The following is a 26,394-nucleotide window of genomic DNA, read 5'->3' as shown; positions in this document are numbered from 1 at the left end:
CGCATAAACACGCGCCGGGCCTGATCGCCCGGCGTTTTTCGTTTCACCCGACTGGAGACCGCAATGTCCCGCTACGACCCCGCGACGCTGGAACCCAAATGGCAGAAAGCCTGGGACGAGGCCGGGACGTTCCTTGCCCAGCGCAGCGAGGACAAGCCCAAGTATTACGTGCTGGAAATGTTCCCCTACCCGTCGGGCCGCATCCATATCGGGCATGTGCGCAACTACACGATGGGCGACGTGATCGCGCGCTACAAGCTGTCGACCGGCCATAACGTGCTGCACCCGATGGGCTGGGACGCGTTCGGCATGCCCGCCGAGAACGCCGCGATGGACAATGGCGGCCACCCCGCCGACTGGACCTACCAGAACATCGACACGATGCGCGGCCAGATGAAGCCGCTTGGCCTGTCCATCGATTGGAGCCGCGAGTTTGCCACCTGCGACCCGGAATATTACGGCCAGCAGCAGGCGCTGTTCATCGATTTCCTCAAGGCCGGGCTGATCGACCGCAAGAACGCCACCGTGAACTGGGACCCGGTCGACATGACCGTTCTGGCCAATGAACAGGTGATCGACGGCAAGGGCTGGCGCTCGGGCGCCGAGGTCGAGCGCCGCGAACTGACGCAATGGTTCTTCAAGATCAGCGATTTCTCCGAGGAATTGCTGGAGGCGCTGGATGGCCTCGATGACTGGCCCGCCAAGGTGAAACTGATGCAGGCCAACTGGATCGGGCGCTCGCGCGGTCTGGAATTCGCCTTCGGCATGGTCGAGCCGACCCACGGCCATGACCGGGTCGAGGTCTATACGACCCGTCCCGACACGCTGCTGGGTGCGTCCTTCATCGGCATCTCGCCCGACCACCCCATCGCCAAAGAGCTTGAGGCGCATGACCCGAAGGTCGCGGCCTTCTGCGCCGAGGCGCGGCGCGGCGGCACGACCGAGGAAGCCTTGGAAAAGGCCGAGAAGCTGGGCTTCGACACCGGCCTGAAATGCCGCCATCCCTTTGATACCTCTTGGGAATTGCCGATCTATATCGCCAATTTCATCCTCATGGATTACGGCACCGGCGCGATTTTCGGCTGCCCGGCGCATGACCAGCGCGACCTCGATTTCGCGCGCAAATACGGGCTGCCCGTCACCTCCACCTTCGTGCCGCTCTCGGGCGATCACACCCTGCCCGAAGACGGCGGCGAGGCCTTCGTTCCGCCCAAGTCCGACAAGGTGCGCTGGACCCTGCCCTTCAACTGGGACGAGGAAGCCACCGGCGAGGCCGCCATCGACGCCGCCATCGCGTTCTGCGAATCGAAGGGCGTGGGCCACGGCGTGACGAAATTCCGCCTGCGCGACTGGGGCCTGTCGCGCCAGCGCTACTGGGGCTGCCCGATTCCCGTGGTCCATTGCGAGACCTGCGGCGTCGTCCCCGAGAAGAAAGAGAACCTGCCCGTCGAACTGCCCAAGGACGTCAGCTTCGACATTCCGGGCAACCCGCTGGACCGGCACCCGACATGGCGCGACTGCGCCTGCCCCTCCTGTGGCGCCCCGGCCAAGCGCGAAACCGACACGATGGACACCTTCGTCGATTCGTCGTGGTATTTCGCCCGTTTCACCGCACCCCGCGCCGAAACGCCCACAGACATGGCCGAGGCCGAGTACTGGATGAATGTCGACCAGTATATCGGCGGCATCGAGCACGCGATTCTCCACCTGCTCTACTCGCGCTTCTTCGCCCGCGCGATGCACATCACCGGCCACCTGCCCGAGAAATCGAAAGAGCCGTTCAACGCGCTCTTCACGCAAGGCATGGTGACCCACGCGATCTACCAGACCCGCGATGAAAACGGCCGCCCTGTCTACCACTTCCCCGAGGATGTGGACCTGCGCGACGGCAAGGCCTTCCTTTCCGACGGCACCGAGGCCGAGATCATCCCCTCGGCCAAGATGTCGAAATCCAAGAAGAACGTCGTCGATCCGGTCGCGATCATCTCGCAATACGGGGCCGACACCGCGCGCTGGTTCGTGCTGTCCGATTCGCCCCCGGAACGGGACGTGGAATGGACCGCCTCGGGCGCCGAGGCCGCGAACAAGCACCTCGCCCGCGTCTGGCGCCTTGCCAGCGAGATCGCCGAGGCGACCACGCCCGCCGGGGCCGAGGATGAGGCGCTGCTGCGCGAGATGCACAAGACCATCCAGGATGTGACGAACGGCGTCGAATCCTTCGGCTTCAACGCGGCGATCGCGAAACTCTATGCCTTCACCAACACGCTGGCCAAATCCAGGGCCGGGGCCGAGGCGCGCAAGACCGCTGCGAAAACGCTCGCGCAACTGATGTCGCCGATGACCCCGCACCTGGCCGAGGAAATCTGGTCCCTGCTGGGCGGCGAGGGCCTGATCGCCAACGCGCCCTGGCCCGTCGCGGACGAGGCGATGCTGGTCGAGGATACCGTCACCCTGCCGATCCAGGTGAACGGCAAGCGCCGCTCGGAAATCACGGTCGCCAAGGATCTTTCCAAGGAAGAGGTTGAAAAGATCGCGCTGGCGGATGACGCTGTGCAAAAGGCCCTCGATGGCGGGGCCCCGAAAAAGGTGATCGTCGTGCCGGGCCGTATCGTCAATGTCGTCGTCTGATCGTCGCAGCTTCCTTGCCCTTCTGGGCGCGCTGCCGCTGGCGGCCTGCGGGTTCACCCCGGTCTATGCACCGGGCGGCCCGGGGTTGGAGATTCGCGATCGCCTCGCGCTTGCCGAACCCGACACACGGCTGGACTTCGAACTCGTCTCGCGCCTCGAGGATCGCCTGGGCCGCACGGGCAGCGCCCCCTACCGGCTGAGCTATGCCATCGAAACGTCGCGCAGCAACCTCGCCATTTCGGACGCGGACGAGATCAACCGCGTGAACATCTACGGCACGGTCTCCTACACCGTGACCGAGGTGGCGACCGGCATTCAGGTGCAGACGGGCGAGGTGTCGACCTTCACCGCCTACGCGACCTCTGCCTCGCCGGTATCGACCTCGGCGGCCGAGCGCGATGCCGAGGACCGCTTGATGGTCGCCCTGGCCGACCAGATCGTGGCCCGCCTGATCTCGGGCGCCGGCAACTGGTCATGAAGCTCGCCCCGCGCGACGCATCGGCCTATTTCAAACGTCCCGACACTTCCGCCGCCGGGTGCCTGATCTACGGCGAAGACCCGGTGCGCGTCGGCCAGAAACGGCAGGATCTGCTGGCCAACCTTCTCGGTCCCAACGCCGAGGAGGAAATGCGCCTGACCCGCATCGCCGCCGCCGACCTGCGCTCGGATCACGCCGCCCTTCTGGATGCCGTGAAGGCGGTGGGGTTCTTTCCCGGCCCCCGCGCCGTGCTGGTCGAGGGCGCGACCGACGGGCTGGCCCCCGTGTTCAAGGATGCGCTGGCCGATTGGGCGCAAGGCGATGCCCAGATCATCGCCACGGCCGCGCGCCTAACCGCGAAATCCGCCCTTCGCAAACTGTTCGAAGGGGCGAAAACCGCCTATTGCGCCGCGATCTACGATGATCCCCCCGGCCGCGCCGAGATCGAGGAGATGCTGCGCGCCGCCGAGGTCGGGCAGGTCGACCGCGAGGCCGCCAATGACCTCGACGCGCTGGCCCGCGCCCTGGCCCCCGGCGATTTCCGGCAGATGATCGACAAGCTGGGCCTTTACAAGCGCGGCGACGACACCCCGGTCAGCCCCGCCGACCTCGACGCCGTGGCCCCCCTCTCGCGCGAGGCGGAGCTCGACGACATCCTGCACGCCGCCGCCGAGGCCGATTCGGGCGCGATCGGCCCGATCCTGAAACGCCTCAGCGCCCAGGGCGTGGCCCCCGTCACGCTGTGCATTTCCGCCTTGCGCCATTTCAGGGCGCTGCATGCCGCCGCCTGCCACCCCAAGGGTGCCGCCGCCGGATTGGCCGCGCAGCGCCCGCCGGTCTTCGGCCCACGCCGCGACCGGCTGATGCGGCAGCTCAACCGGTGGGGCCGCCCGCAACTGGAACAGGCCCTGTCGCTTTTGGTGGAAACCGATCTGACCTTGCGCTCCTCGACCGCCGCGCCTCAGATGGCAGTGATGGAACGCGCGCTGATCCGGCTGGCCATGCTGCCCAACCGGCGCGGGCGCTGAACGACCAAAAGGGAGAGGGGGTCATGTCCGACGACTACAAGGTGATCGGCAGCGTCAAAAGCCGCGCGCTGCGCGTGCTCTGGCTGCTCGAGGAAATGGGCCTGCCCTACGAGCATGTCCCCGCCGCCCCGCGCTCGGACGAGGTGACGCGCTTCAGCCCTGCCGGCAAGATCCCCGTCCTGATCGCCGAGGGTGTACCGATCACCGACTCGGTCGCCATCATGACCTATCTCGCCGACAAGCACGGCCAGTTCACCCACCCCGCCGGCACGATCGAACGCGCGCGGCAAGACAGCCTGACCCACGCCATCAACGACGAGTTCGACGCCGTCCTCTGGACCGCTGCGCGGCACAGTTTCGTCCTGCCCGAAGAGAAGCGCACCCCCGAGGTGAAAGAGTCGCTCAAGTGGGAATTCGAGCGCTCGCAAGAGGGGTTCGCCCACCGCATGGCCGAAGACGGGCCGTTCCTGATGGGCGAGACGATGACGATCCCCGACATCCTGCTGGCCCATTGCATGGGCTGGGCGGTCAGCGCGAAATTCCCGGTCTCCGACCCGCGCATCCGGGCGCATGCCGCGATGATGCGGGACCGTCCGGCGTTTCAGCGCGCGCTCGAGGCATAGGCCACCGCGTATGTACGGGGTGTGTACAGGATGTGTACGGGGTGTGACTCTCGGGTTCAGCCCTGCCAGCGCGCCGCGTGCCGCCCTGCCCAGCGCCCCGTCGCAAGGCACCCGGTGATCAGGTAGCCGCCCGTCGGCGCCTCCCAATCCAGCATCTCACCGGCGACGAACACCCCCGGCAGCTTGCGCAGCATCAGGGCCTCGTCCACCTCGGCGCGGGGGATGCCGCCCGCCGTGGAAATCGCCTCATCCATCGGGCGCGGGCCTTGATGCCTCACCGGCAAACGCTTGATAAGGCGCGCCAATTCCTGACCTTCCGGCAGGGGCCTGCCCCATTCCTGCAACAGCGAACGCTTGACCGGATCAAGGCCCAGCGCCTTGCCAAGGTATCGCGACAGGGTCTGTTTCTTCGGCTTTTTCGCAAGGCGCGCGGCGACCTCGTCCTCGCTCAGGTCAGGCGTCAGGTCCAGGGCGAACTCTGCCCCGTCCCGCACCGCAGCGGACACGGCATAGACCCCGCCCCCCTCGATCCCGCGGGCCGAGACAACCGCCTCCCCCCGAACAGATTTTTCGCCTGCAATCAGACGGATAGCCTTCACCGGCGCGCCGAAATGCGGGCGCATGTGGTCCGACCAATCCACCACGAACCCCATGTTCGCAGGCTTGAACGGCGCGACCTCGATCCCCTTTTCAGCCATCCACGCGGCCCAAGCCCCGTCCGATCCCAACCGCCGCCACGACGCCCCGCCAAGCGCCAGAACCACGACGCGCGCAGCCAACAAAGATTGGCCCTCCGGCGTCTCGAACCGCCAGGCCTGCCCCGTCCACCCGGTCCAGCGCCAGCCGAGTCGCAGCGTCGCCGGGATACGCCCCAACCATGCCCGCACCAACGGGGAGGCCTTCATCACCTCGGGAAAGACGCGCCCGGACGACCCGGTGAACAGCGGTTGCCCCAGCCCCTCGGCCCAGCGTTTCACCGCCTCCGGCCCCGTCTCCTCCAGCATCGGTCGCAACCACTCCGCCGCGTCGCCATAGGCCGAAACGAACGCCTCGAATGGCTCGTCCTTGGTCAGGTTCAGCCCCGATTTCCCCGCCATCAGGAATTTGCGCGCCGCGCTTGGCTTGGCCTCGACCACCACCACGTCGCGCCCGCCCCGCGCCAGTTCCTCGGCCGCCATCAGCCCCGCCGGTCCGGCCCCGATCACAAGGGCATCAAGCTGTTCCACCTTGCCGTCCGGCCCCGGCGTGCCATCCTCATGCGCCATGGACGACACCCCGATCTGCCCCCTGTGCGAACGGCCCATTCCGCCGGACGCCAAGCAAAGCCTGCACCACCTGATCCCCCGCCTGCGCGGTGGCAAGGGCGGGCCGACCGTTCTGCTGCACCAGATCTGCCATAACGAGATTCACGCGACCCTGTCCGAGGCCGATCTGGCCCGCAACTACAACACGATCGAGGCGCTGCGCGCGCATCCTCGCCTTGCGAAATTCATCGCATGGGTCGGCAAGCGCCCGCCCGATTTCCATTCCAAGACCCCCGGCGCGCGGCGCGGCTGGAAACGGCGCTGAGGGCCTCACGCGTCGCACATCGCCTTGATGCGGCGCAGCACGTCCGGGTTGCCCTGAACGGAGGCCTCCGCGATCTCGCGGGCCGCGTCCAACACCCCCTCGCGCGGCACCAGCCGGTCGACCAGGCCGAAAGACAAGGCCTCGTCCGCAGGGAGTTTCTGGCCGCCCAGAAGCAACAGCTTGGCCCGCGCCGGGCCGACCAGATCCCGCAAACGGCCCGGATCGGATGGCTGCGGCAGAAAGCCCAGGCGCGCCACGGGGTAGAAAAACTTCGCCTCCGGCACGGCGATCCGCAAATCGCAGGCCAGCGCCATTCCAAAGGCGCCACCGGCCAGCGTTCCGTTCAATGCCGCGATGGTCAGACAGGGCAAGGCCGCGATCCCGCTTGAGACCTGCTCCCAAAGCGGTGAGGTGGCCAGACCGGCCCGCGCCTCGTCCAGATCGGCGCCAGCGGAAAACACCTTGTCGCCCGCCCCGGTCAGGATCAGCGCGCGCAAGGCCTCGTCAGACGCGGCCTCCTCCGCGATCTCGACCAGCCGTTCGAGCATGGTGGCAGTCAACGAATTGGCCTTGTCGGGCCGGTTCAGGGTGACCGTCCAAAGGCCGCCGTCGCGGCTGACCTCGATCATGCGACCAGCCCCAAGCGCGCGCGGATGGTTTCATCGCGCAGGGAAATCTCTGTCCCGAGGAATTCATCTGAGTCGCTGCTGCACATCCACGCCAGTGCCTTTGCCGGCCATTCCGGCGGGATGTGATCGGTCCACTCCAACTGGCTGACCGGATTGACGCCGGAGGCCTTGATTTCCTTTTGCATCTGGGTCGCCACCGTGCCCGGGGACAGGCCCATCGCGCGGATGCCCTTGGCCGCGTATTCGAGGTGCAGGCAGTCGGTCAGCATCGCCGCCCCGGCCTTGGAACTGCAATAATGGCTCCACCCCTCAAGCGGGTTATGGGCGGCGCCGGAACTGATGGTGATGATGGTGCCGCCCCCTTCGACCAGCATCAGCGGCAAGGCGGCGCGGATGCCGTGAAAGACCCCCTTGAGGTTCACGTCGATCACCTGCGCCCATGCGTCGGGATCGACGGTGCCGAGATGGGCCACTGGCTCGATCATGCCGGCATTGTTGATCAGGATGTCGAGGCTGCCGAACTCGTCCGCCCCCGCCGCAAGGGCCGATTCGACCTCCCAGAAGCGGGAGACGTCGCAGGGCACCGCCAAGGCCTGCTTTCCCAGCTCGCCCGACAACCCCGCGATCGAGTCCCTGTCGCGCGCCATCAGGATCACGTTTGCCCCGCGCGCCGCGAATTCGCGTGCGGCAGCGGCCCCGATACCGCGGCTCGCCCCCGTGATGGCAGCGGTCTTGCCTTTCAGATCCTCGGTCATCGCCCTCTCCCTCAAGTCGTGAAGCTCCGTCCACCAAGGGCTAACTTCCAGCGACGCTCAGGGCCAGCCAAAAGGCGCGCTCGGACGAAGGTCAGGGTTTCCGCCCTTGACCCAAAAGGACGTGGTCCGAAGACTGCCAGCAGAATTTCAGCCCCGGATGGAGCCCCATGTCACAGATTTTCCGCGTTAGCTGCAGCCTTTCCGTTCTCGCCCTTTGCCTTTCTTCGCCTGCCTTTGCCGATGTCACCGCCGCCGAGCTTTGGGCGGAATGGCAGGCCACCGCCTCTGCCTCCGGGCAACAGATCAGCGCAGAGGTGACGGAAACCGAGACCGGCCTCGTGCTGACGAATTTCGTGTCGACCATGACGCAGGAAGGCGTGGAAAGCTCGGGCCGCACGGATGAGATCACCCTGACGAACACGCCGGACGGAACGGTCCAGATCGGGATGCCGCAGGCCTACACCCTCACCACCCGTTTCCCGGAATACGAAGGCGGGCCGCTGGTGACGCTGACGTTCGACCTGGCGCATGAGGGGCTGGCGATCACCGCCTCGGACGAGGGGGATGCCCGCGTCTACGACTACGCGGCAGACACGCTGATCATGGCGCTGGTCGATATTCAGGCGGAAGACGAGGATGACGTTCCAATCATCGACATGACGATCACGGGCACCGATCTGGCCACGGTATATCGCCTCTCGGGCGACAGCGCCGAAGCGCAGACCTTCACCTCGGAGGGAACGCTTGGCAGTCTTGAAGGCGTGCTCGATGTCACCCCGCCACGGGATATCGATGGATCGCTGAAGATCAGCTTCACCATGGGCGACATGAGCACGACCGGCAGCGGGTCGGTCACGGCGCTGACCATGGCCAGCCAAGCCAGCACGATGGAGGCCCTGCCCGAAGGGTTCGATATCGCCGGGGCCGTGGAGTATGGGCGCTTCATGCTCGAATTCGCGTTCGAGGATCGCGGAGACAGCTTCGACCTGTTCTATTCCAACGCGGGCGGACGGCTTGCGACGGCGCTCACCACCGAGGAAATCAGCTACGACATTGCCGTGCGCGACATGGAAACGCGCATCGCGGGCAGCGAGATGCCCTTTCCGGTCGCGGTCTCTGCCGCATCGGGCGAGCTTGGCCTGACCGCGCCGCTTGCGGCCTCAGACACGCCCGAGGACGCCGCGCTGCGCATCGCCTACGACGGCGTAACGGTGGCCGACAGCTTGTGGTCGATCTTCGACCCGGCGGGCCAGTTGCCGCGCGATCCCGCGACCGTCATCCTGGACGCCACCGCGCAGATCAGGTTGTTGATGGACCTGCTGTCGCCAGAAGCGATGGAAAGCGAGGTGCCCCCGGGCGAGTTGCGCGCGCTGACCGTGAACGAGTTGCAGGTCAGCCTTGGCGGCGCGGAACTGACGGGCACGGGCGATCTGACCTTTGCCGAAGGGCAGATGATGCCGATGCCGGTGGGCAGCGTCGATCTGAACCTGTCGGGCGGCATGACCCTGCTGGACCGGCTCGTCAGCGCGGGGCTGGTTCCGAACGAGCAGGCCGCCATGGCGCGCGGGTTCGCGGGCATGTTCACCCGGCCCGGTGCCACGCCCGACACGCTGGAAACCACGGTCGAGTTTGCCGAAGGCGGCGGGATCACCGCGAATGGCATCCCGCTGCAGTAATCACGCCTCCTATGACGGGAAAGCGGCCGCGCCCCCTTGCGCGGTCGCTTGCGCTTGCGCCTTGGGCCCGTCGGCCCTAGGTCCAACAGAGTTGTTTTCCCGCGCGAAGGACACCCGATGACCGACACGTCGCTTGCCACCTTGGCCGAGGCCATGCTGGACGCCGCCAGGAAAGCCGGGGCCGAGGCCGCCGATGCGCTGGTCGTCGATGGCACGTCGCTCTCCATCGGGGTGATGAACGGCGCGCTGGAGCAAGCCGACCGCGCCGAGGGGATCGAAATCGGTCTGCGGGTCATGGTCGGCCCGCGGCAGGCCAGCGTCTCGGCCTCGGACACGCGGGCGGAAACCTTGGCCGAGATGGCCGAGCGCGCCGTCACCATGGCGCGGCTGGCCCCCGAGGACCCCACCATCGGCCTTGCCGATCCCGAGCAGCTGAGCGAGGTGCGGGATGGCGCGGGGCTCGACATGCTGGACCCGACCGACGACCCGGACCCTGCCGCGCTGGAAGACGCCGCGCTGCGGGCCGAGGCCGCGGCACTGGCCATCGAAGGCGTCAGCCAGGTGCAATCGGCCAATGCCGGCTATTCGCGCCGCCGTATCCACCTTGCCGCCAGCAACGGGTTTTCCGGTGGTTATGGCCGCAGCGATTTCGGCCTGTCCTGCGTCGCCATCACCGGCGAAGGCCTGGGCATGGAGCGGGACTATTTCGGCGACGGGCGCAACCACGCCGCCGACCTGATGACACCGGAAGAGATCGGGCGGATCGCCGGCGAACGGGCCGTCGCCCGAGCCGGCGCGCGCAAGCCCAAGACCGGCGCTTATCCGGTTATCTATGACGAACGGATTTCCTCGGGCCTGATCGGGCATCTGCTGGCCGCAACCAATGGCAGCGCGATCGTGCGCGGCGCCAGTTGGGCGCGGGACCTTTTGGGCGAGCAGGTTTTGCCGGCGGGCCTTGATCTTGTAGAAGAGCCGCATCGCCCGCGCACCTCGGGGTCTCGCCCCTTCGACGCCGAGGGTTTGCCGACCAAGCGCCGCGCCATCGTCGAGAACGGCATGCTGACGGGGTGGACCCTTGACCTCGCCACCGGGCGCAAGCTGGGTCTGCCGTCGACCGGCAATGCCTCGCGCGGCACCGGTGGCCCGCCCTCGCCCTCGGTTGGCAACGTCACCCTGACCCAGGGCGACCAGGGCCTTCAGGACATGATGGCCGAGATCGGCACGGGCCTGCTGATTACATCGCTCATCGGGTCCTCCATCAACGCCACGACCGGCGACTATTCACGCGGGGCGTCGGGGTTCTGGATCGAGGGGGGCGAGATCGCCTACCCGGTCAATGAATGCACCGTCGCGGGCAACCTGCGCGACATGCTGTTGTCGATCCGGCCCGCCAATGACGCGCGCACGCATCTCAGCCGCGTGGTGCCCTCGCTTCTTGTCGAGGGGATGACCCTTGCAGGCGCATGACCCGGCCGACGACCTTGCCCTGCTGATCGAGGCGGCGAAAACGGCGGGAGCCATCGCGCAAACCCATTTCCGCCGCGACCCCGAGATCTGGCAGAAGGGCGATGAGAGCCCCGTCACCGAGGCCGATATCGCCATCGACCGCGTGCTGCGGACCGATCTGTTGGCGGCGCGCCCGAACTACGGCTGGCTATCCGAAGAAACCGAGGACGATGCCGAGCGTCTGGATGACGACCGGGTGTTCATCCTCGACCCGATCGACGGCACGCGCGCCTTCATCGAGGGGCAAGACAGCTATGCCCACGCGCTGGCCGTGGCCGAGCAGGGACGGATCATCGCGGGCGTGGTCTTCCTGCCCGAGAAGGACAAGCTTTACGCTGCCGCCTTGGGGTGTGGCGCGACGCTGAATGGCCAACCCATTCACGTCTCCGGCGCCCGGGTTGAGGCCGAAGCGCAGCTTCTGGCCACGAAACCGATGATGCGCGAAAATCACTGGCCGGGGGGTATCCCACCCGTCAAACGTGTCTATCGCCCGTCGCTCGCCTATCGCATGGCCCTGGTGGCCGAAGGACATTTCGACGGCATGGCCACCTTTCGCCCGACCTGGGAATGGGACATCGCCGCAGGCGCCATCCTGATCGAGGAGGCGGGCGGCACGGCAACCGACGGGCAAGGCCAGCCCCTGCGCTTCAACCAGCGCCACCCGCAGGTCAAAGGCGTGCTGACCGCGCCGCCCAAGCTGCACGCGGCCCTGTTGAAGCGCCGCCAAAGGTAAGTGAGCAGCCGCGTCGCGCTTGACGCTCACCGGTCTGCGCGTAGGGTGCAGGCCAAATCCCGACCCAGACCCGAGGTTCTCAATGCCCCAACGTCTTCATCTCGTTTTCGGCGGCGAACTCGTCGATCCGCAACGGACGGAATTCGTGAATACCGATGATATCCATATCGTCGGAATGTATCCCGACTATGCCAGCGCCTATGACGCCTGGAAGGCCGAGGCGCAGCGCACCGTCGACAACGCGCATATGCGCTATTTCATCGCCCATATTCACCGGCTGCGGGACGAGGAAATCGAAGTGTCCCCGACCGAGGAACTGGGTGGCTGAGCGCGCGCATGGGGGTCTCACCGGCACTTGCCCTCTATCTGGCATGGTCAGGCCGCGGCGCGGCCCCCTTCGCCGAGCGCAAACTGCGCGAGCGGCTGGAGGCCGGGAAAGAGGATCGTGACCGCCTCTACGAACGCCGGGGGGAACCGCGTGAGCCGCGCCCAGAGGGAAAGCTGGTGTGGTTTCACGCCGCCTCGGTGGGCGAGTCGCTGGCCATCCTGGAACTGATCCGCCGCCTGCTGGAGGAACGCGAGGATCTTTCGGTCCTCGTCACGACCGGCACGGTGACCTCGGCCGGCGTGATGGCCGAACGCCTGCCCGAGCGGGCAATCCACCAGTATATTCCCCTCGACGCGCGCCGCTTCGTGACCGGGTTCCTTGACCACTGGCGTCCCGATGTCGCCGTGTGGACCGAGTCGGAGCTTTGGCCCACCCTGATCTGCGAAACGCATGCGCGCGGCATTCCGATGCTGATGATCAACGCGCGCATGTCGAAGGCCAGCCATGACAAGTGGCGGTTCCTGCGTGGCATGGCAAAATCCCTGCTGCGCCGCTTCGACCATGCCCTTGTGCAGGACGACCTGACCGAGATGTACCTGCGCCGCCTTGGCCTGCCGCCCTTGCGGATGGAGGTGACGGGCACCCTGAAGGAAGGGGCTGCCGCCCTGCCCTGCGACGAGGATGAACGCCGCGCCATCGCCGAGCATCTCGGCGGGCGCCCCGTCTGGCTGGCCGCGTCCACCCATCCCGGCGAAGAGCGGATCGCGCTGGATGCACATCGCATCGCGCTCAAGGCCAACCCGCGCCTGCTTCTGATCATCGTGCCGCGCCATCCGCAGCGCGGTGACGAGATCGCGCAGATGATCCAGGCGGATGGCTGGCGGTTCAACCGGCGCACGGCAGACGAATTGCCCGATGACGAGGCCAATGTGTACCTCGCCGACACGATCGGGGAGTTGGGCCTGTGGTACAGGATCGCCCCGATCAGTTTTGTCGGCGGGTCGATGACTCCCGTGGGCGGGCACAACCCATTCGAACCTGCGGCGCTTGGCTCGGCCATCCTGCATGGGCCCTATGTCACGAATTTCGTCGATATCTACCAACGCCTGACCGAGGCAAAGGCCGCCTGGCTGATTTCCGGCCCCGACAAACTGGCCATTGCCGTGAACGACCTGTTGAACCCGGATCGCGCCGCCGCGATGGCCCATGCCGCGTGGGAGGTCGTCTCGGCCGGGTCCGAGATCACCGACAAGGCCGTCGACCTCGTGCTGGAGCATCTGGACAAGGCGACGGAGCGCGCGGACTGATGCGGCCACCGCTGTTCTGGCATCGCGATCCCGGTGTCCTGTCCACGCTGCTGGGGCCCCTGGGGGCGATCTATGCCGCGGGGACGCGGCGACGCCTGTCGCAAGGGCCGCGCGAAAAGGTTGGTGTTCCGGTGATCTGCGTCGGCAACATCAACGCGGGTGGAACGGGCAAGACGCCGACCGCGATGGCGCTTGCGATGCACCTGTCGGCGCGGGGGATCAAGGCCAACGCCGTCACGCGCGGCTATGGCGGAAGCCTCGAAGGCCCCGTGCAGGTCAAGGAACTCTCCCATACGGCGGACCAGACGGGCGACGAGGCGCTGTTGCTGGCGGCCTTTCTGCCCACTTGGGTGGCCAAGGATCGCTTGGCGGGGGCCAGGGCTGCCGTCGAGGCCGGGGCAGAGGCGATCATCCTCGACGACGGGTTTCAGAACCCCGCGCTGTTCCACGACCTCTCGATCGTGGTGGTGGATGCGCATCGGGGCTTCGGCAACGGGCGGGTGATCCCGGCAGGCCCCCTGCGCGAACCGGTGGAGGGAGGCCTCGCACGCGCCGACCTGCTTCTGTCGATCGGGCCAGACACCGCGCAGGAGAAATTCGCGAAGGAGTGGGGTGACAAGATCAAGCTGCCCCACACCAAGGGGCATCTTGCGCCCCTGCCGACGGGCCTGCCACTGAGCGGCATCCCAGTGCTGGCCTTTGCCGGGATCGGGCATCCCGAGAAATTCTTTCAAACGCTCAAGGCCCTCGGTGCCGACCTGCGCGCCGTTCATGCCTTGGACGATCACCAGCCGCTGACCGATACGCTGATGGCCCGGATGCTGCGCGAGGCGAAACAACTGGGCGCGCAGGTGGTGACCACAGAGAAAGACGCGGTGCGCCTGCCGCCCGAGTTGCGCCCCAAGGTGATGACGGTTCCGGTGCGCTTGGAGCTGGAGGATTGGGCCCCCATCGACGCGCAGTTAGATCGCCTGTTTCCGACCTGACAGTCAGGCGCGAAACCTCAACTCCAGCCGGTGATGTCGTCGTCTTCGCCCAATTTCGGCGCGGGGCGGTCGAGGGCAAGGTCGGCATTCGAAAACCGGAAAGGCGGGCGCACGCCCGGCACGCCATCCAGTTCGATCTGCATGCCCCGCGCCTGCACCTGCGGATCGGCGAACACCTCGCCCAGATCGTTGATCGGACCCGCCGGCACGCCCTGCGCCTCGCAGGCGGCCAGCAAATCGGCCTTGGAACGTTTCAGCGTCGCCTCGGTCAGCCGCCGGGTCATCTCGTCGCGATTGGCAATGCGGTCGGCATTGGTCAGGAACTCGGGCGCGTCGGCCATGTCGCCAAGGTCGAGCAGATGGCAAAGCCGCTGGTACTGCGCGTCATTGCCCGTGGCGATGATGATCCAGCCATCGGCGCAATCGAACACCTGGTAGGGCGTCAGGTTCTGATGCGCGTTGCCGATGCGCTGCGGCGGGGTGCCCGTGGTCAGGTAGTTCATCGCCTGGTTCGCCATGAAGGCGGTGGCAACGTCGAGCAGACCCATGTCGATATGCTGCCCCTCGCCGGTTTCTCGGCGCAGATGCAGCGCGGCGAGGATGGCATTGACGGAATACAGGCCCGTCAGGATGTCGGTCACCGCGATGCCGACCTTTTGCGGCTGGCCCGACGGATCGCCGGTCACGGACATGACACCGCTCATGCCCTGGATGATGTAGTCATACCCGGCGCGGTGCGCGTAAGGCCCCGTCTGCCCGAACCCGGTGATGGAGCAATAGATCAGGCCGGGGTTGATCGCCCGCAGGCTGTCATAGTCCAGCCCGTATTTCACCAGCCCGCCCAGCTTGAAATTCTCGATCACCACATCCGCCTCACGGGCGAGGTCGCGGATGCGCGCCTGTCCGTCCTCGGTGCGGAAATCGACGATGATCGATTTCTTGCCGCGGTTGCAGGAGTGGAAATAGGAGGCGGAGGTATCTTCGTCCCGCTCGATGAAGGGTGGCCCCCACCGCCGGGTATCGTCGCCTTGGGGGGCCTCGACCTTGATGACCTCGGCACCCAGATCAGAGAGCGTCTGACCGGCCCAGGGGCCGGCCAGGATGCGGGCGAGTTCAAGAACCCGGACGCCCTTGAGCGGTGCCGTCATCCGTCGGCCTGCGCCTCTTCGAGGGCGGCGTCGAGATGGCCGGCGAGGTCTTCGTAGCTCATGTTGCCCAAGACCTCGTCATTGAGGACGACCGACGGCGTGCCCTCGATCGGATGCACATCCATCTGTGCCTCGTAATTGGCCAGCATCGCGCGGGCCATGTCGGCATCGGTCAGGCAGGCGTCGAGTTCGTCATTCGACAGGCCTGCCGTACGGCCGATGGCGCGCAGGCTTTCGACGATCTCGGCCGGGCTGCCCTGAACCCACTGGCGCTGACGTTCGTAGATCAGATCGACGATCCCGAAATAGCGCATCTCGCCGCCGCAGCGGGCGACCATGCCGGCCCAGAGGCCCGGACGGTCGAAATAGACTTCGCGATAAACGAACCGCACGAGGCCGGTATCGATGTAATCCTCGACGAGGCGCGGCTTGACGTTGGCGTGGAAGGTCGCGCAATGCGGGCAGGTGAAGGACGCGTATTCGTACATCGTGATTGGAGCGTCATCCGATCCCAGCACCATGTCCACAATCTCGGGCGCGTCACCGGCGGCTGCTTCCTCGGTCTGGGCATTGGCCATCCCGACAGGCAAAAGGGGCGACGGTGTCTTGCCCCCCTGCAACAGACTATAGCCGCCAAGGCCCAATGCACCCGCGCCTGCGCCGGCGATCAGAAGGGTTCTGCGGTCGATGGTCATGAAACACTCCTCAAGTTCGTTTGTTGGTTAAAACGTTCCGGGCAAGGGCTGCAAGCGCGTTCCGCAGCCCCTCATCTTCGATATGGGTCAGCCCCGTTGTCGCCTGTTTCAGACGCTCGGGATCGGGGGCGGCCTTGACGGGCCTGGCTCTCGGGGCGAAGGCCACCTGCCCTTCGGCGAAACCGGTCGGCGCGGTTTGCGTGACCTGCACCCGGCTGACGGCGCGATAGCCGTAGCAGGCGTTCACGCGCTCCACGACTTCTTCGCGGCGCATTTCCAGCACGGGGGCATTGGCGCCGGTGGTCAACAGGACCAGTGTGCCACCAAAGCCGCGCCCATAGGTGATGCGCACCGGCAGCGCGATCTCGGCGATCTCGGCGCCCACGATCTCGGCCCAATGGGTCAGGAGACGCGCCTCGGCGAAGCCGCGCTTTTCGGCCGGGCCACGGAGGTGCCCCGAAACCAAGGCGCCCGCGCGCTCGAACCCGCGCTTGCGGCGGGTGGGCGGTTCGGGCGATGTGACTACCTTGCGGGCCATGGGTTGCCTTCCTGAATTCCCGGGCAATCTATGCCGCATCGGGATGCTAACCAATAACAGACCGACAAGGGGCGGGATAAAGCTTGCGTGACGAGGAGTTACAACGCGCGTTACTGGACTGGTACGACGCCCATGCGCGCGACCTGCCGTGGCGAGTGGGTCCGGCGGCCCGGATGCGGGGGGAATTGCCCGATCCCTATGGCGTCTGGCTGTCCGAGGTGATGCTGCAACAGACCACCGTGGCCGCCGTGAAGGACTACTTCCTGCGCTTCACGACGCTTTGGCCGACGGTGGGCGACCTGGCCGCGGCCGAAGATGCCGACGTGATGGGCGAGTGGGCAGGCCTTGGCTACTACGCGCGGGCGCGCAACCTTCTGAAATGCGCACGGGTCGTGGCCGGGGATATGAACGGGCGGTTTCCCGAAACCGAAGACGGGCTGCGCGACCTGCCGGGGATCGGCCCCTACACGGCCGCCGCCATTGCCTCGATCGCCTTTGACCGGCCGGCGGTCGTGATGGACGGCAATATCGAGCGGGTGATGGCGCGGCTTTTCGCGGTGGAAACGCCCCTGCCCGCCGCCAAGCCCGAATTGAAAAGCCATGCCGCGCGGCTGACGCCCGAGGATCGGCCCGGCTGCCACGCGCAGGCGCTGATGGACCTGGGCGCGACGATCTGCACCCCGAAAAGCCCCGCCTGCGGGATTTGCCCTGTCATGGAGGCCTGCGCCGCCCGCAAGGCCGGGATCGCCGCAGGTTTGCCGGCCAAGGCGCCGAAAAAGGCCAAGCCCACGCGGCACGGCATCGCCTATCTCGTCCAGCGCGCGGATGGGGCGTGGCTGCTGGAAACGCGGCCCGAGAAAGGGCTGCTCGGGGGCATGCTGGGCTGGCCCGGCAGCGATTGGGTGGAGGGCGAGCCCGCCGCCACCCCGCCGCTGGATGCCGCGTGGCACGATCCGGGGCTGGAGGTGCGGCACACTTTCACCCACTTCCACTTGCGCTTGTCGCTACGGGTCGCACGCGCGCCGCTGAACGCGGTGCCGCAACAGGGCAATTTCCACGAGCTTACCACGTTCCGGCCCGCAAGCCTGCCCACGGTCATGCGAAAAGCCTTCGACCTCGCCAAAGCGGCCATGCCCGCGACATCGGCGCCGCATTGACGCGACATCGGAATGGGCAGAGCCTTTGGCAGACTTGGGTGAACGAAGCCATGGCCATGATCCCTGCTGAACAAGTGCAATCCTTTCGCAATGCCATGCCCTTCTGGGCGTCGATCCTGTTGATCCCCCTCATCATCTTCCTGGCGACACAGGGCGGTTGGTGGCTGATCCTGATGCCGCTCAGCACGTGGTGGCTGTTCACGCTTCTCGACGCGATCACCGGGCTGAACCTGGAAAACGCGGACCTCGAAACGACCGAGGATCAGCTCTTCTGGTATCGCCTGATCACGATGATCTGGTTCCCGCTGCAATTCGCGGTGATCTACGGCTTGATCTGGTACGCGCAGCACACCGACCATCTAAGCACCGGCGAGAAACTCGGGCTGTTCTTCGGCGTCGGCGTCATCTCGGGCACGATCGGGATCGTCTATAGCCACGAGTTGATGCACCAGAAGACCAAGTCGGAACGCTGGCTGGCGGACCTGCTGCTGGCGACGGTGCTGTATTCGCATTTCCGCTCGGAACACCTGCTGGTGCATCACCGCTATGTCGGCACGCCGCGCGACGCGGTGACCGCGCGCTATAACGAGGGGTTCCACCGCTTCTTTCCGCGCGTTCTGATCGAGGGTTACGGCTCGGCCTTCCGGTCCGAGGCGGCGATGCTGAAACGCAAGGGGCGTCCCTGGTATCATCCGAGCAATCCCTTCTGGAAATTCTGGGCCTTGCAAGCGGCCTGCCTGGCGCTTGCCTACGCGCTTGGCGGATGGGGCGGGCTGGGCCTGTTCCTGTTCCAGGCTTTCATCGCCGTCTGGCAGTTGGAATTGACCAACTATGTCGAGCATTACGGCCTGACCCGGCGCTATCTCGGCGATGGCAAATACGAGCATGTCCTGCCGCGCCATAGCTGGAATGCCGCTCACAAGGCGTCGAACTGGCTGTTCATCAACTTGCAGCGGCATTCCGATCACCACTACAAGCCTGACCGCCGCTTTCCCCTGTTGCAGAACTATTCCGAGGACGAGGCGCCACAACTGCCCTTTGGTTATCCGCTGATGACAGCGGCGGCCATGGTTCCGCCGCTCTGGAAGCGGATCATGAACAAGCGGGTCAAGGCGTGGCGGCGGACATACTATCCCGATATCGAGGATTGGCACCCTTACAACAAGGGGCTGAACCCGGCGCCGCGCGGGGCGGCCTGAACGCCTAGTCCGGGGCCTCGGCATCCAGATCGAGGGCCTTTCGCAGCAGGGCGTTGAACTGAGCCCGTTCGCTTTCGTCGAGATGGGCGAGGATTTCTTCCTGCATGGCGCTTACGGTTGGGGTGAATTCCTCAAGGAGCGCTCGGCCCGTTTCGGTCAACTGCACCACGCGCGCACGGCGGTCCTGTTCGCTGACGCTGCGCTCGACCAGGCCCTTGCGCTCCAGCCGCTCGATCACGCCGCCGATGGTCGCGCGGTCATAGGCGATCAGGGCGGCAACGCGTGCCTGGTCGATGCCGGGATGTGTGCGCAGGGCGTCCATCGCCGCAAACTGAACCGAGGTCAGGTCGACACCCACCTCTTTCGCGCGCTCCTGGAAAATATGGGTGGAGCGTTGGTGCAGCCGCCGGATCAGGTGGCCGGGCATTCCATAAAGCTTCATGCGCTTGCTCCCGCAGGTGAGGGTATGCGCAGTCTAGCGCGCCACGAAGCCCATTGTAAGTATACATATCTTTTTGATTGACGCAGATAGTAAGTATACATACTTTATCCCTTGACGCAGGACGGGAGGACAGCATGCAATTTCACCTGAACGGATTTCGGCCCGGCAACCCGGAGATCGCGGAGGAAGCCGGCCGCTCGGTCAAATCAGACGAAGTTGACGTGCTGATCGTCGGCAGCGGCCCCGCTGGCCTGACCCTCGCCGCGCAACTGGCGCAATACCCCGAGATCACCACGCGTTTGGTCGAGCGCAAATCGGGACCGATGGAAAAGGGGCAGGCCGACGGCGTCTCCTGCCGCTCGATGGAGATGTTCGAGGCGTTCGGGTTCGCCCATCGGGTCAAGCGTGAAGCCTATTGGGTGAACGAGACGACCTTCTGGAAACCCGATGCCAGCGACCCGAGCCAGATTGTCCGTGCAGGGCGGGTGCAGGATGTCGAAGACGGCCTTTCCGAAATGCCCCATGTCATCCTGAACCAGGGGCGCGTGCATGACATGTATCTCGAACTGATGCGCAACGCGCCCACAAGGATGGCGCCGGATTACGGGTTGCACCTGGTTGATCTGACGGTCGACCCAACGGCTGAAGACTACCCCGCGACCGCCACGCTGGAAGACGAGGCAACCGGCGACCGCGAAACCGTCCGCGCCCGCTACGTCGTCGGGTGTGACGGGGCGCGCAGCGGCGTGCGGCAAGCGATCGGACGACAGCTTCAGGGCGACTCGGCCAACCAGGCCTGGGGCGTGATGGACGTGCTGGTGGTGACCGATTTCCCCGATATCCGGATGAAAAGCCTGATCCAGTCCGACAGCGAAGGCACGGTGCTTATCATCCCGCGCGAGGGCGGCTACCTCGTGCGGCTTTATATCGAGCAGGAAAAGCTCAAGCCGGGTGAACGCGTCGCGGACCGCAACATCACCATCGAGAAACTGATCGAAAGCGCCAAGCGCATCTTTCATCCCTACACCCTCGAGGTGAAAGACGTGGTCTGGTGGTCCGTCTACCAGATCGGCCAGCGCCTGACCGACAAGTTCGACGATGTCCCGGAGGAGGAGGTCGCCGCCCGCCTGCCGACCGTCTTCATCGCGGGCGATGCCTGCCACACCCACAGCCCCAAGGCGGGGCAAGGCATGAACGTGTCGATGGGCGATACGTTCAACCTCGGCTGGAAACTGGCCGCTGTGCTGCGCGGGCAGTGCAAGCCGGAACTGCTGCACAGCTATTCCGAGGAACGGCAGGGCGTGGCGCAGGACCTGATCGATTTCGACCGGGAATGGGCGCGGATCATCAGCGAACGGCGGGAGGAGGACGGGGACACGCCCCACTTCCAGCGCGCCTTCGTCAAGCAGGGGCGGTATACGGCCGGGGTCGCGGTGAAATACGCACCGTCCATCCTGACCGGCGCGGATACATGGCAGGGGCTGGCCGAGGGGTTCGAGATCGGGACGCGGTTTCACTCTGCGCCGGTGATCCGGCTGGCCGATGGCAAGCCGATGCACCTGGGCCATGTGGTGCAGGCCGATGGACGCTGGCGGCTGTTCGCCTTTGCGCCCAAAGGCGACCGGGGGGACGAGGGATCGGCTATTGCCGCCCTTTGCGCACGGCTGACGGATGACCCAGCCTCCCCGCTCCTGCGCTACACGCCCGAGGGCGCGGATTTGGATGCCGTGTTCGACCTGCGCGCGCTGTTTCAGCACGGGTTCCGCGATCTGGACTTCGGCGCGATGCCCGAGTTGCTGCGCCCGGCCAAAGGACGGTTCGGGCTGTGCGACTACGAGAAGGTTTTCTGCCCCGACCTGAAGGACGGGCCGGATATCTTCGACCTGCGGGGCATCGACCGTCAGCAGGGCGCGCTGGTGATCGTGCGGCCCGACCAATATGTCGGCCATGTCCTGCCGCTGGACGAACACGCCGCCTTGCAGAGCTTTTTCGACGGGTTCATGCGCCCCGCGACGGCCTAACGCTGGATGGCCGGGGTCTTGTGGATCTCGGTCCCGTTCTCGGCCGCGCCGACAAGGTAATGGGCCACGTCGGCACGGGCGATCACACCCTGCCGCCATGTCTCGGGCTCGACCAGCACTTGGTAGCGGCCAGTGCCCTTGTTGTCGGTCAGTATGCCGGGGCGCGCGATGGTCCAGTCGAGCGTGGACGCCTTGATCAGGTCTTCCTGCACGGCCTTGTCGGCATAGGCGCGGCCCAGGATCGCCTTGAAGGTCGCCTTTTCGGGCCAGGAGAGTTTCGCGTAGCTATCCCCGGCCCCGAACCCCGTCACCGTCAGCAGGCGCTTGACGCCCGCCCCCTCCATCGCCGGAAGGATGGCGCGGGTCGCATCGGAAAACAGCGTCGTGGGCATCAGCGCCTTGATGCTATGCGGCACCCCGATGGCAAGGATGACGGCATCCGCGCCCTCGACCGCGCGGGCCATATCCTCGGGGCTGGTGGCATCGCCGACCAGTTTTTCGAGGTTTTCGTCCTCGATCTCGATCTTGTCGGCGCTGCGCGCAACGGCGCGCACCTGGTGCCCGCGCGACAGCGCTTCTTCCATCACCTTGCGGCCGATGCCGCGGGTCGCTCCGATCACCGTAATACGCATGACGATACCTCCTGCACCACTCAGATAAGCGCGTTGTGTGACATCGCAACGAAAAGACCCCGCCAACCGAATGGGTGGCGGGGCGAAGTGTCCGCCGGCGAGGTATCAGCCGGCAGGCGGTGTTATCCCTTGATCAGCGGCCCATCTCGGCGCGGATCTGCTGGCGCAGCACGTCGATGGAGACGGTCTTTCCATCGCGACGGAAATGCCAGTAGGTCCAGCCGTTGCAGGACGGCGCCCCTTCCAGCGTGGCGCCGACCTTGTGGATCGAGCCCCTCACATCATCGGCGATCAGCGTGCCATCGGCGCGGACCTTGGCCATATGCCCCCGGGGGCTGACCAGCATTTCACCGGGGCGCAGCATGCCGCGCTCGACCAGCTGGCCGAAGGGCACGCGCGGCTCGGCGCGCTTGGACTGCGTGACCTCCAGCGCGGTCTTGTCGAAGCGGCGGATCTTGGACAAGCGCTTTTCGGCGACCTTGCGATACGCCTCTTCGCGCTCGATCCCGATCCAGTCGCGGCCCAGCATCTTGGCCACGGCCCCGGTGGTGCCGGTACCGAAGAACGGGTCAAGCACGACGTCGCCCGGCTTCGTGCACCCAACCAGGATACGATGCAGCAGCGCCTCGGGCTTTTGCGTCGGGTGGGCCTTGTCGCCCTTGTCGTCCTTGAGCCGCTCGCCGCCATTGCAGATCGGGATCACCCAGTCCGAGCGCATCTGCACGCCTTCGTTCAGCTCCTTCAGGGCCTCGTAGTTGAAGGTGTATTTCGCGCCCTCGTCACGGCTGGCCCAGATCATCGTCTCATGGGCATTGGTCAGGCGCTTGCCGCGGAAATTCGGCATCGGGTTCGATTTGCGCCAGACCACGTCGTTGAGGATCCAGAAGCCCTGGTTCTGCAACTCGGCGCCCACGCGGAAGATGTTGTGGTAGCTGCCAATGACCCACAGCGCACCGTTCGGTTTCAGCAGGCGGCGGGCCTCGGCCAGCCACGCCTTGGTGAACTCGTCATAGGCGCGGAAACTGTCGAACTGGTCCCAGTGGTCGTCGCAAGCATCGACCTGGGTATTGTTCGGGCGGTGCAGCGTGCCCTTGAGTTGCAGGTTATAGGGCGGATCGGCAAAGATCAGGTCCACGCTCGCGTCAGGGAGCGCGCGCATCGCCTCTATGCAATCGCCGGACAAAATGGTGTTGAGCGGCAGCGTGGCTGCCGGTGTCTTGGTTTTCGTGGTCATCGTCTGCCTCGTTCCGACGCCTCTGACGGGCGTTTCGTTCGTATGGGCAGAGAGTCGCCGAAACGCGATTCGCCGTCAATTTATTTTTTTGAATCAGAGACTTGAGCGAAATTTAGGCACACAAGATGTTGTGCACCGGTCGGAAGGAACGTCTATGATGCGGGGTGACCCCAAGATCTTGGAGTCCCTGAAGATGCAGTTTTGTCGGATAACCTGCGTTCTTCTCCCAGCCGTAGCCGGGAAATTCCTCGGCCAAGCGCGTCATGACCGCGTCGCGGGCCATCTTGGCGATGATCGAGGAAGCGGAAATCGACAGGGACAGGGCATCGCCCTTGATCACGGCGGTGGCCGCGCAAGGCAAACCATCGGGAATGGCATTTCCGTCGATCAGCGCGTGGGTCGGTGGGCTGGGCAGGCCCTCGACCGCGCGGCGCATGGCGAGCAGGGCGGCATTCCGAATGTTGATAGCGTCGATTTCCTCGACCGAGGCCCATCCGAGGCTGACCTCGGCATGGGTTTCAATCGCCTCGACCAGAGCGGCACGGCGCGCAGCGGTCAGTTTCTTGGAATCGTTCAGGCCCGGCGGCAGGTGGGTGGGGTCCAGAACCACGGCGGCAGCGGTCACCGGGCCGGCAAGCGGGCCGCGACCGACCTCGTCCACGCCGGCGACGCGGCCACCCAAGGCGGCCTCCCGGCTGAAATCAGGCAATTCACTCATGGCGATGTCATCCCATGCAGGCCCGCGCGGCACAAGGAAGCGCGGCACGTTTTCAGCGCACCGCCCAGGATCGGACTGCTCGATGATCCCTATACTCAGTGGCGGCGCAGATCAGCCTCGCGGACCCAGCCGTTCTGGGCAAGGCACCGGCCACCATAGATCATGCGACGGCCGCGGTCCGTCCGCACCTCGCGCAGGCAATGAGCAGGCAGAAGGTTGGGATGCCGCACATTGTTCAACATGCAGCGACGGACATAGCCACGGTACACGCCGTTGCGGTCGTGGCCCTGGATGAAACAGCGGGTGGGCGCCACAAGAACGTGGCGGCGCGGGGGCTGGACATTGCGCGGCGGCGCGCCCGGCGGCCAGTTGTAGATGCGGTCCACCGGGATCGCCTGACCTCGGTGGTCATTATCGAGGGCCTGGCCAAGCGCGTAGAGCGCGATCAACCCGCCGATGAGGGCAGCAGCATCATCGGCATCTGCGCGTGCAGGTGAACTCGACGCACCAAGCGCTCCGAAGAACAAGGCCAATGACAGACCGGCCGCAGGCAGGATTCGGGAAATTGATGGGGTCATCACTTGGGTCTCCTGACGGTCGTTGAGCGCCCCGGATGCGTGCGACAGGTGCGGCACGGCTCGGGGCCATGACGCAAGCGTCCCTTCATTGGTGATCGCCAAGCAATATCGCGGGTTGGTTATCGGATAACGCCGCGCGAAAACCGCGATGTCATTGCATGACACGGGACACAGGGCGCATCTGTCAGGCCGAGCTGCCGATGCAAGGACCTGCGCAGACGCGAGTCCGGATGCACTTGAACGCAAAGAACCATATCGAGCCAGAGACAAAGACATGAAACGACTTGTGAAACTCCCCCTCGTGGCCGCGATGCTCGCGGTCCTCGCAGCCCCGCTGCATGCGGGCTGTTTCGCCGACTATCGCGCGAATATGGATAACCCGCTCAGACTGCATTACGGTGTGATCGAATTGCCCGATAGCGCCTGTTCGGTCGCCGCCGCCGCGCCCGTGATTTCCAGCCGCATCGCATCGGGAGGTTGGACATTGATGCAGGTGATCTCGGTCTTCGACGACTCGGGGCTCGCCTCGAGGAGGGCCGATGCCGGAGAATTCTTCCTCCGTTACTGAGACGCGGATCGCCACCACCCGCGTGGTGCAACTGGGCATTCTGGCCGTGATCGCGATTCTCGTGACCTCGGCCGTGCTCCTCTTCGTGAACCTGCCCGATGCGGACGCGTTCAACACCGCCGTGCAGGAAATTTTCGTGGCAAGCGACGTGCGCGACCCCGATGCCACGCGCGTGCTGGAAATACTTGCGCTGACCGGGACGACCTTTTCCAAGGTTCTGGGCAGCTACCGGGCGGTAATCTTCGTGCTGATCGTCTTCGCCACCGCCCTGCTGGTTGCGTGCCTTGTGTTCCTGATCACGATCATCACGCTCAACCGCCGCATGGGCGAGATCGAGCGGCAGGGGATACAGGTCTCCTCCCTGATTCTAAGCCGGGAAGAAGGCGTGGTGCTGATCAACAACCTGGAATTCAAGCTGACCCAGGCCGCGATGGAGACGTTGAGCGTGTTGGCCGAGGCGCGGCTGGATGACGATGTGCTGACCGGCGCCCAGATCGAGGCGATGGTGTCCGGCAAGCGGGAGTCGGACGTCGACGAGGCGGCGGGGGCGACGCGGATCAAGCGGCTGCGTGACACGCTCGGCAACCAGATCGTCAGCGAGCTTCTGGTCAAGAACATCGCCAGAAAGGGCTACGTCCTGGCGATCGACAAGGACGTCATACGCATGATGTGAGGCCGGTGCATCTCGCCAGACATGAAAACGCGGCGCCCGGCGCCGCGTTTCGTATTCTCAGCTATCGAAAAAGATCAGCAGTAGGGCGCGCCGCGACCGTAACCAGCGCGATCGGTGATGTTGCCGTTGTCGGCATCGGTATAGCCACTATAGGCGCCGCCGTAGCCGCGGCCGCAGCCGGCGCGGTCGGTCCAGTTGCCGTTGTCGGCATCGGTGCCTTGCGCCTCGGCGGGCGTCGGCGCCAGCGATGCGGTCACACCGGCGGCCCCACCCGCAGCCATCAGGCCGAGAAAGCCACGGCGACCGGTCGCCTGAGGCTTGTGATCGGTGGTGATCTGGTCGTCGGTGAGGGTTTTCTTTTTTTCTTCGTCGCTGGACATGGTGCGGAAACTCCTGTGCGCGCTGTCTGGCTGTATCAATGGCGCGACCATAGGCGGCCCATTCCAGCCGCGTCAACGAAAGCCTTACGCAAGGGGAATGGACGTTGATCCGATGCCGCCGGCGTGGTCTGACTTGTGCCAACAATAACCATACGTCACGGAACA

28 protein-coding genes are annotated in these 26,394 nt (G+C 65.6%); 16 read left to right on the top strand and 12 right to left on the bottom strand.

Annotation, left to right across the window (positions count from 1 at the left end):
• Nucleotides 1–63: 63 nt before the first annotated feature.
• From leuS to KUV65_RS16430, 4 genes are read left to right on the top strand one after another with little or no spacing between them, the layout of a single operon-like run.
• Nucleotides 64–2,628 (top strand): leucine--tRNA ligase, encoded by a 2,565-nt coding sequence (gene leuS, locus KUV65_RS16445; protein WP_222191822.1) that lies wholly within the window; start codon nucleotides 64–66, stop codon nucleotides 2,626–2,628.
• A complete protein-coding gene (lptE, locus tag KUV65_RS16440) occupies nucleotides 2,615–3,106 on the top strand; it encodes an LPS assembly lipoprotein LptE (RefSeq protein ID WP_222191821.1) in 492 nt (163 codons plus the stop codon). Before leuS ends, lptE begins: the two co-directional genes overlap by 14 nt.
• A complete protein-coding gene (gene holA / locus KUV65_RS16435) occupies nucleotides 3,103–4,134 on the top strand; it encodes a DNA polymerase III subunit delta (protein ID WP_222191820.1) in 1,032 nt (343 codons plus the stop codon). The genes lptE and holA overlap by 4 nt, the downstream gene beginning before the upstream one ends.
• Nucleotides 4,135–4,157: 23 nt before the next feature.
• Entirely contained in the window at nucleotides 4,158–4,757 is a 600-nt protein-coding gene (locus KUV65_RS16430; RefSeq protein ID WP_222191819.1) for a glutathione S-transferase family protein, read from the top strand.
• Nucleotides 4,758–4,813: 56 nt separating this feature from the next.
• On the opposite strand, the gene KUV65_RS16425 is transcribed toward KUV65_RS16430, so the two are convergent.
• Entirely contained in the window at nucleotides 4,814–6,022 is a 1,209-nt protein-coding gene (locus KUV65_RS16425; protein ID WP_222191818.1) for a TIGR03862 family flavoprotein, read from the bottom strand.
• Here KUV65_RS16425 and KUV65_RS16420 point away from each other — a divergent pair.
• Nucleotides 6,021–6,326 (top strand): HNH endonuclease, encoded by a 306-nt coding sequence (locus KUV65_RS16420; protein ID WP_222191817.1) that lies wholly within the window; start codon nucleotides 6,021–6,023, stop codon nucleotides 6,324–6,326. The two genes, KUV65_RS16425 and KUV65_RS16420, sit on opposite strands and share 2 nt — an antisense overlap.
• 5 nt (nucleotides 6,327–6,331) lie before the next feature.
• Here the strand turns inward: KUV65_RS16420 and KUV65_RS16415 are convergent, their stop codons facing one another.
• Together KUV65_RS16415 and KUV65_RS16410 are read right to left on the bottom strand one after the other, a co-directional pair.
• Nucleotides 6,332–6,955, bottom strand: coding sequence for an enoyl-CoA hydratase/isomerase family protein (locus tag KUV65_RS16415; protein ID WP_222191816.1), 624 nt, complete (start codon nucleotides 6,953–6,955; stop codon nucleotides 6,332–6,334).
• Nucleotides 6,952–7,710 carry an SDR family oxidoreductase gene (locus KUV65_RS16410; protein ID WP_222191815.1) on the bottom strand — a complete coding sequence of 253 codons (759 nt, stop codon included), beginning with the start codon at nucleotides 7,708–7,710 and terminating at the stop codon, nucleotides 6,952–6,954. The genes KUV65_RS16415 and KUV65_RS16410 overlap by 4 nt, the downstream gene beginning before the upstream one ends.
• A 167-nt stretch (nucleotides 7,711–7,877) precedes the next feature.
• Between KUV65_RS16410 and KUV65_RS16405 the strand changes: the two genes are divergently transcribed.
• The 6 genes from KUV65_RS16405 to lpxK all read left to right on the top strand — a co-directional run bounded on the left by KUV65_RS16405 (nucleotide 7,878) and on the right by lpxK (nucleotide 14,246).
• Complete coding sequence (locus KUV65_RS16405; RefSeq protein WP_222191814.1) at nucleotides 7,878–9,386, top strand: DUF2125 domain-containing protein; 1,509 nt, start codon at nucleotides 7,878–7,880, stop codon at nucleotides 9,384–9,386.
• A 117-nt stretch (nucleotides 9,387–9,503) separates the two neighbouring features.
• On the top strand, nucleotides 9,504–10,853 hold the full coding sequence (locus KUV65_RS16400; protein WP_222191813.1) for a TldD/PmbA family protein: 1,350 nt from the start codon (nucleotides 9,504–9,506) through the stop codon (nucleotides 10,851–10,853).
• Nucleotides 10,840–11,625 carry a 3'(2'),5'-bisphosphate nucleotidase CysQ gene (locus KUV65_RS16395; RefSeq protein ID WP_222191812.1) on the top strand — a complete coding sequence of 262 codons (786 nt, stop codon included), beginning with the start codon at nucleotides 10,840–10,842 and terminating at the stop codon, nucleotides 11,623–11,625. Before KUV65_RS16400 ends, KUV65_RS16395 begins: the two co-directional genes overlap by 14 nt.
• 82 nt (nucleotides 11,626–11,707) lie before the next feature.
• Entirely contained in the window at nucleotides 11,708–11,953 is a 246-nt protein-coding gene (locus tag KUV65_RS16390; protein ID WP_222191811.1) for a DUF4170 domain-containing protein, read from the top strand.
• A gap of 8 nt (nucleotides 11,954–11,961) precedes the next feature.
• On the top strand, nucleotides 11,962–13,260 hold the full coding sequence (locus KUV65_RS16385) for a 3-deoxy-D-manno-octulosonic acid transferase (protein ID WP_222191810.1): 1,299 nt from the start codon (nucleotides 11,962–11,964) through the stop codon (nucleotides 13,258–13,260).
• Complete coding sequence (lpxK, locus tag KUV65_RS16380; RefSeq protein WP_222191809.1) at nucleotides 13,260–14,246, top strand: tetraacyldisaccharide 4'-kinase; 987 nt, start codon at nucleotides 13,260–13,262, stop codon at nucleotides 14,244–14,246. The genes KUV65_RS16385 and lpxK overlap by 1 nt, the downstream gene beginning before the upstream one ends.
• Before the next feature lie 17 nt (nucleotides 14,247–14,263).
• Here lpxK and KUV65_RS16375 read toward each other — a convergent pair whose 3' ends face one another.
• From KUV65_RS16375 to KUV65_RS16365, 3 genes are read right to left on the bottom strand one after another with little or no spacing between them, the layout of a single operon-like run.
• Complete coding sequence (locus KUV65_RS16375) at nucleotides 14,264–15,394, bottom strand: CaiB/BaiF CoA transferase family protein (RefSeq protein WP_222191808.1); 1,131 nt, start codon at nucleotides 15,392–15,394, stop codon at nucleotides 14,264–14,266.
• Entirely contained in the window at nucleotides 15,391–16,089 is a 699-nt protein-coding gene (locus KUV65_RS16370) for a DsbA family protein (RefSeq protein ID WP_222191807.1), read from the bottom strand. Before KUV65_RS16370 ends, KUV65_RS16375 begins: the two co-directional genes overlap by 4 nt.
• A gap of 10 nt (nucleotides 16,090–16,099) precedes the next feature.
• Nucleotides 16,100–16,627: a DUF721 domain-containing protein gene (locus tag KUV65_RS16365; protein ID WP_222191806.1), complete on the bottom strand. Its 528-nt coding sequence runs from the start codon at nucleotides 16,625–16,627 to the stop codon at nucleotides 16,100–16,102.
• A gap of 83 nt (nucleotides 16,628–16,710) precedes the next feature.
• Here KUV65_RS16365 and mutY point away from each other — a divergent pair, with 83 nt between their 5' ends.
• Together mutY and KUV65_RS16355 are read left to right on the top strand one after the other, a co-directional pair.
• Complete coding sequence (gene mutY, locus KUV65_RS16360; RefSeq protein ID WP_222191805.1) at nucleotides 16,711–17,784, top strand: A/G-specific adenine glycosylase; 1,074 nt, start codon at nucleotides 16,711–16,713, stop codon at nucleotides 17,782–17,784.
• A 56-nt stretch (nucleotides 17,785–17,840) separates the two neighbouring features.
• The gene (locus KUV65_RS16355) at nucleotides 17,841–18,983 is read left to right on the top strand and encodes an alkane 1-monooxygenase (protein ID WP_222191804.1); all 1,143 of its coding nucleotides are present in this window, start codon (nucleotides 17,841–17,843) and stop codon (nucleotides 18,981–18,983) included.
• A 4-nt stretch (nucleotides 18,984–18,987) separates the two neighbouring features.
• On the opposite strand, the gene KUV65_RS16350 is transcribed toward KUV65_RS16355, so the two are convergent.
• Nucleotides 18,988–19,425, bottom strand: a complete 438-nt coding sequence (locus KUV65_RS16350) for a MarR family winged helix-turn-helix transcriptional regulator (RefSeq protein ID WP_222191803.1) — start codon at nucleotides 19,423–19,425, stop codon at nucleotides 18,988–18,990.
• Between the two features lie 134 nt (nucleotides 19,426–19,559).
• Here KUV65_RS16350 and KUV65_RS16345 point away from each other — a divergent pair, with 134 nt between their 5' ends.
• Nucleotides 19,560–21,446 carry an FAD-binding monooxygenase gene (locus KUV65_RS16345; protein WP_222191802.1) on the top strand — a complete coding sequence of 629 codons (1,887 nt, stop codon included), beginning with the start codon at nucleotides 19,560–19,562 and terminating at the stop codon, nucleotides 21,444–21,446.
• On the opposite strand, the gene KUV65_RS16340 is transcribed toward KUV65_RS16345, so the two are convergent.
• The 4 genes from KUV65_RS16340 to KUV65_RS16325 form a co-directional block, all read right to left on the bottom strand.
• Entirely contained in the window at nucleotides 21,443–22,078 is a 636-nt protein-coding gene (locus KUV65_RS16340) for an NAD(P)-dependent oxidoreductase (RefSeq protein WP_222191801.1), read from the bottom strand. The genes KUV65_RS16345 and KUV65_RS16340 overlap by 4 nt on opposite strands.
• A gap of 133 nt (nucleotides 22,079–22,211) precedes the next feature.
• Complete coding sequence (locus KUV65_RS16335) at nucleotides 22,212–23,312, bottom strand: site-specific DNA-methyltransferase (RefSeq protein ID WP_222191800.1); 1,101 nt, start codon at nucleotides 23,310–23,312, stop codon at nucleotides 22,212–22,214.
• Between the two features lie 112 nt (nucleotides 23,313–23,424).
• Entirely contained in the window at nucleotides 23,425–24,030 is a 606-nt protein-coding gene (locus tag KUV65_RS16330) for a ribonuclease HII (RefSeq protein WP_222191799.1), read from the bottom strand.
• A 95-nt stretch (nucleotides 24,031–24,125) separates the two neighbouring features.
• Entirely contained in the window at nucleotides 24,126–24,608 is a 483-nt protein-coding gene (locus KUV65_RS16325; RefSeq protein ID WP_222191798.1) for a hypothetical protein, read from the bottom strand.
• Nucleotides 24,609–24,882: 274 nt separating this feature from the next.
• Between KUV65_RS16325 and KUV65_RS16320 the strand changes: the two genes are divergently transcribed.
• The gene (locus KUV65_RS16320) at nucleotides 24,883–25,176 is read left to right on the top strand and encodes a hypothetical protein (protein WP_222191797.1); all 294 of its coding nucleotides are present in this window, start codon (nucleotides 24,883–24,885) and stop codon (nucleotides 25,174–25,176) included.
• A complete protein-coding gene (locus KUV65_RS16315; RefSeq protein ID WP_222191796.1) occupies nucleotides 25,148–25,849 on the top strand; it encodes a winged helix-turn-helix domain-containing protein in 702 nt (233 codons plus the stop codon). The genes KUV65_RS16320 and KUV65_RS16315 overlap by 29 nt, the downstream gene beginning before the upstream one ends.
• Before the next feature lie 74 nt (nucleotides 25,850–25,923).
• Here KUV65_RS16315 and KUV65_RS16310 read toward each other — a convergent pair whose 3' ends face one another.
• Entirely contained in the window at nucleotides 25,924–26,229 is a 306-nt protein-coding gene (locus tag KUV65_RS16310) for a twin-arginine translocation signal domain-containing protein (protein ID WP_222191795.1), read from the bottom strand.
• Between the last annotated feature and the right edge of the window lie 165 nt (nucleotides 26,230–26,394).

It is taken from the genome of Maritalea mobilis, from assembly GCF_019800885.1.
GTDB classification, from domain to species: domain Bacteria; phylum Pseudomonadota; class Alphaproteobacteria; order Rhodobacterales; family Rhodobacteraceae; genus Roseibacterium; species Roseibacterium beibuensis.
Note: the sequence above shows the minus strand (reverse complement) of the source record. Positions and strands in the feature narration are given on the sequence as shown.

What these genes read in the sequence shown, in the direction of transcription:
- leuS (WP_222191822.1), top strand. Translation starts at nt 64, where the DNA reads ATGTCCCGCTACGACCCCGCGACGCTGGAACCCAAATGGCAGAAAGCC.
- lptE (WP_222191821.1), top strand. Translation starts at nt 2,615, where the DNA reads ATGTCGTCGTCTGATCGTCGCAGCTTCCTTGCCCTTCTGGGCGCGCTG.
- holA (WP_222191820.1), top strand. Translation starts at nt 3,103, where the DNA reads ATGAAGCTCGCCCCGCGCGACGCATCGGCCTATTTCAAACGTCCCGAC.
- KUV65_RS16430 (WP_222191819.1), top strand. Translation starts at nt 4,158, where the DNA reads ATGTCCGACGACTACAAGGTGATCGGCAGCGTCAAAAGCCGCGCGCTG.
- KUV65_RS16420 (WP_222191817.1), top strand. Translation starts at nt 6,021, where the DNA reads ATGGACGACACCCCGATCTGCCCCCTGTGCGAACGGCCCATTCCGCCG.
- KUV65_RS16425 (WP_222191818.1), bottom strand. Translation starts at nt 6,022, where the DNA reads ATGGCGCATGAGGATGGCACGCCGGGGCCGGACGGCAAGGTGGAACAG.
- KUV65_RS16415 (WP_222191816.1), bottom strand. Translation starts at nt 6,955, where the DNA reads ATGATCGAGGTCAGCCGCGACGGCGGCCTTTGGACGGTCACCCTGAAC.
- KUV65_RS16410 (WP_222191815.1), bottom strand. Translation starts at nt 7,710, where the DNA reads ATGACCGAGGATCTGAAAGGCAAGACCGCTGCCATCACGGGGGCGAGC.
- KUV65_RS16405 (WP_222191814.1), top strand. Translation starts at nt 7,878, where the DNA reads ATGTCACAGATTTTCCGCGTTAGCTGCAGCCTTTCCGTTCTCGCCCTT.
- KUV65_RS16400 (WP_222191813.1), top strand. Translation starts at nt 9,504, where the DNA reads ATGACCGACACGTCGCTTGCCACCTTGGCCGAGGCCATGCTGGACGCC.
- KUV65_RS16390 (WP_222191811.1), top strand. Translation starts at nt 11,708, where the DNA reads ATGCCCCAACGTCTTCATCTCGTTTTCGGCGGCGAACTCGTCGATCCG.
- KUV65_RS16385 (WP_222191810.1), top strand. Translation starts at nt 11,962, where the DNA reads ATGGGGGTCTCACCGGCACTTGCCCTCTATCTGGCATGGTCAGGCCGC.
- lpxK (WP_222191809.1), top strand. Translation starts at nt 13,260, where the DNA reads ATGCGGCCACCGCTGTTCTGGCATCGCGATCCCGGTGTCCTGTCCACG.
- KUV65_RS16375 (WP_222191808.1), bottom strand. Translation starts at nt 15,394, where the DNA reads ATGACGGCACCGCTCAAGGGCGTCCGGGTTCTTGAACTCGCCCGCATC.
- KUV65_RS16370 (WP_222191807.1), bottom strand. Translation starts at nt 16,089, where the DNA reads ATGACCATCGACCGCAGAACCCTTCTGATCGCCGGCGCAGGCGCGGGT.
- KUV65_RS16365 (WP_222191806.1), bottom strand. Translation starts at nt 16,627, where the DNA reads ATGGCCCGCAAGGTAGTCACATCGCCCGAACCGCCCACCCGCCGCAAG.
- KUV65_RS16355 (WP_222191804.1), top strand. Translation starts at nt 17,841, where the DNA reads ATGATCCCTGCTGAACAAGTGCAATCCTTTCGCAATGCCATGCCCTTC.
- KUV65_RS16350 (WP_222191803.1), bottom strand. Translation starts at nt 19,425, where the DNA reads ATGAAGCTTTATGGAATGCCCGGCCACCTGATCCGGCGGCTGCACCAA.
- KUV65_RS16345 (WP_222191802.1), top strand. Translation starts at nt 19,560, where the DNA reads ATGCAATTTCACCTGAACGGATTTCGGCCCGGCAACCCGGAGATCGCG.
- KUV65_RS16340 (WP_222191801.1), bottom strand. Translation starts at nt 22,078, where the DNA reads ATGCGTATTACGGTGATCGGAGCGACCCGCGGCATCGGCCGCAAGGTG.
- KUV65_RS16335 (WP_222191800.1), bottom strand. Translation starts at nt 23,312, where the DNA reads ATGACCACGAAAACCAAGACACCGGCAGCCACGCTGCCGCTCAACACC.
- KUV65_RS16330 (WP_222191799.1), bottom strand. Translation starts at nt 24,030, where the DNA reads ATGAGTGAATTGCCTGATTTCAGCCGGGAGGCCGCCTTGGGTGGCCGC.
- KUV65_RS16325 (WP_222191798.1), bottom strand. Translation starts at nt 24,608, where the DNA reads ATGACCCCATCAATTTCCCGAATCCTGCCTGCGGCCGGTCTGTCATTG.
- KUV65_RS16320 (WP_222191797.1), top strand. Translation starts at nt 24,883, where the DNA reads ATGAAACGACTTGTGAAACTCCCCCTCGTGGCCGCGATGCTCGCGGTC.
- KUV65_RS16315 (WP_222191796.1), top strand. Translation starts at nt 25,148, where the DNA reads ATGCCGGAGAATTCTTCCTCCGTTACTGAGACGCGGATCGCCACCACC.
- KUV65_RS16310 (WP_222191795.1), bottom strand. Translation starts at nt 26,229, where the DNA reads ATGTCCAGCGACGAAGAAAAAAAGAAAACCCTCACCGACGACCAGATC.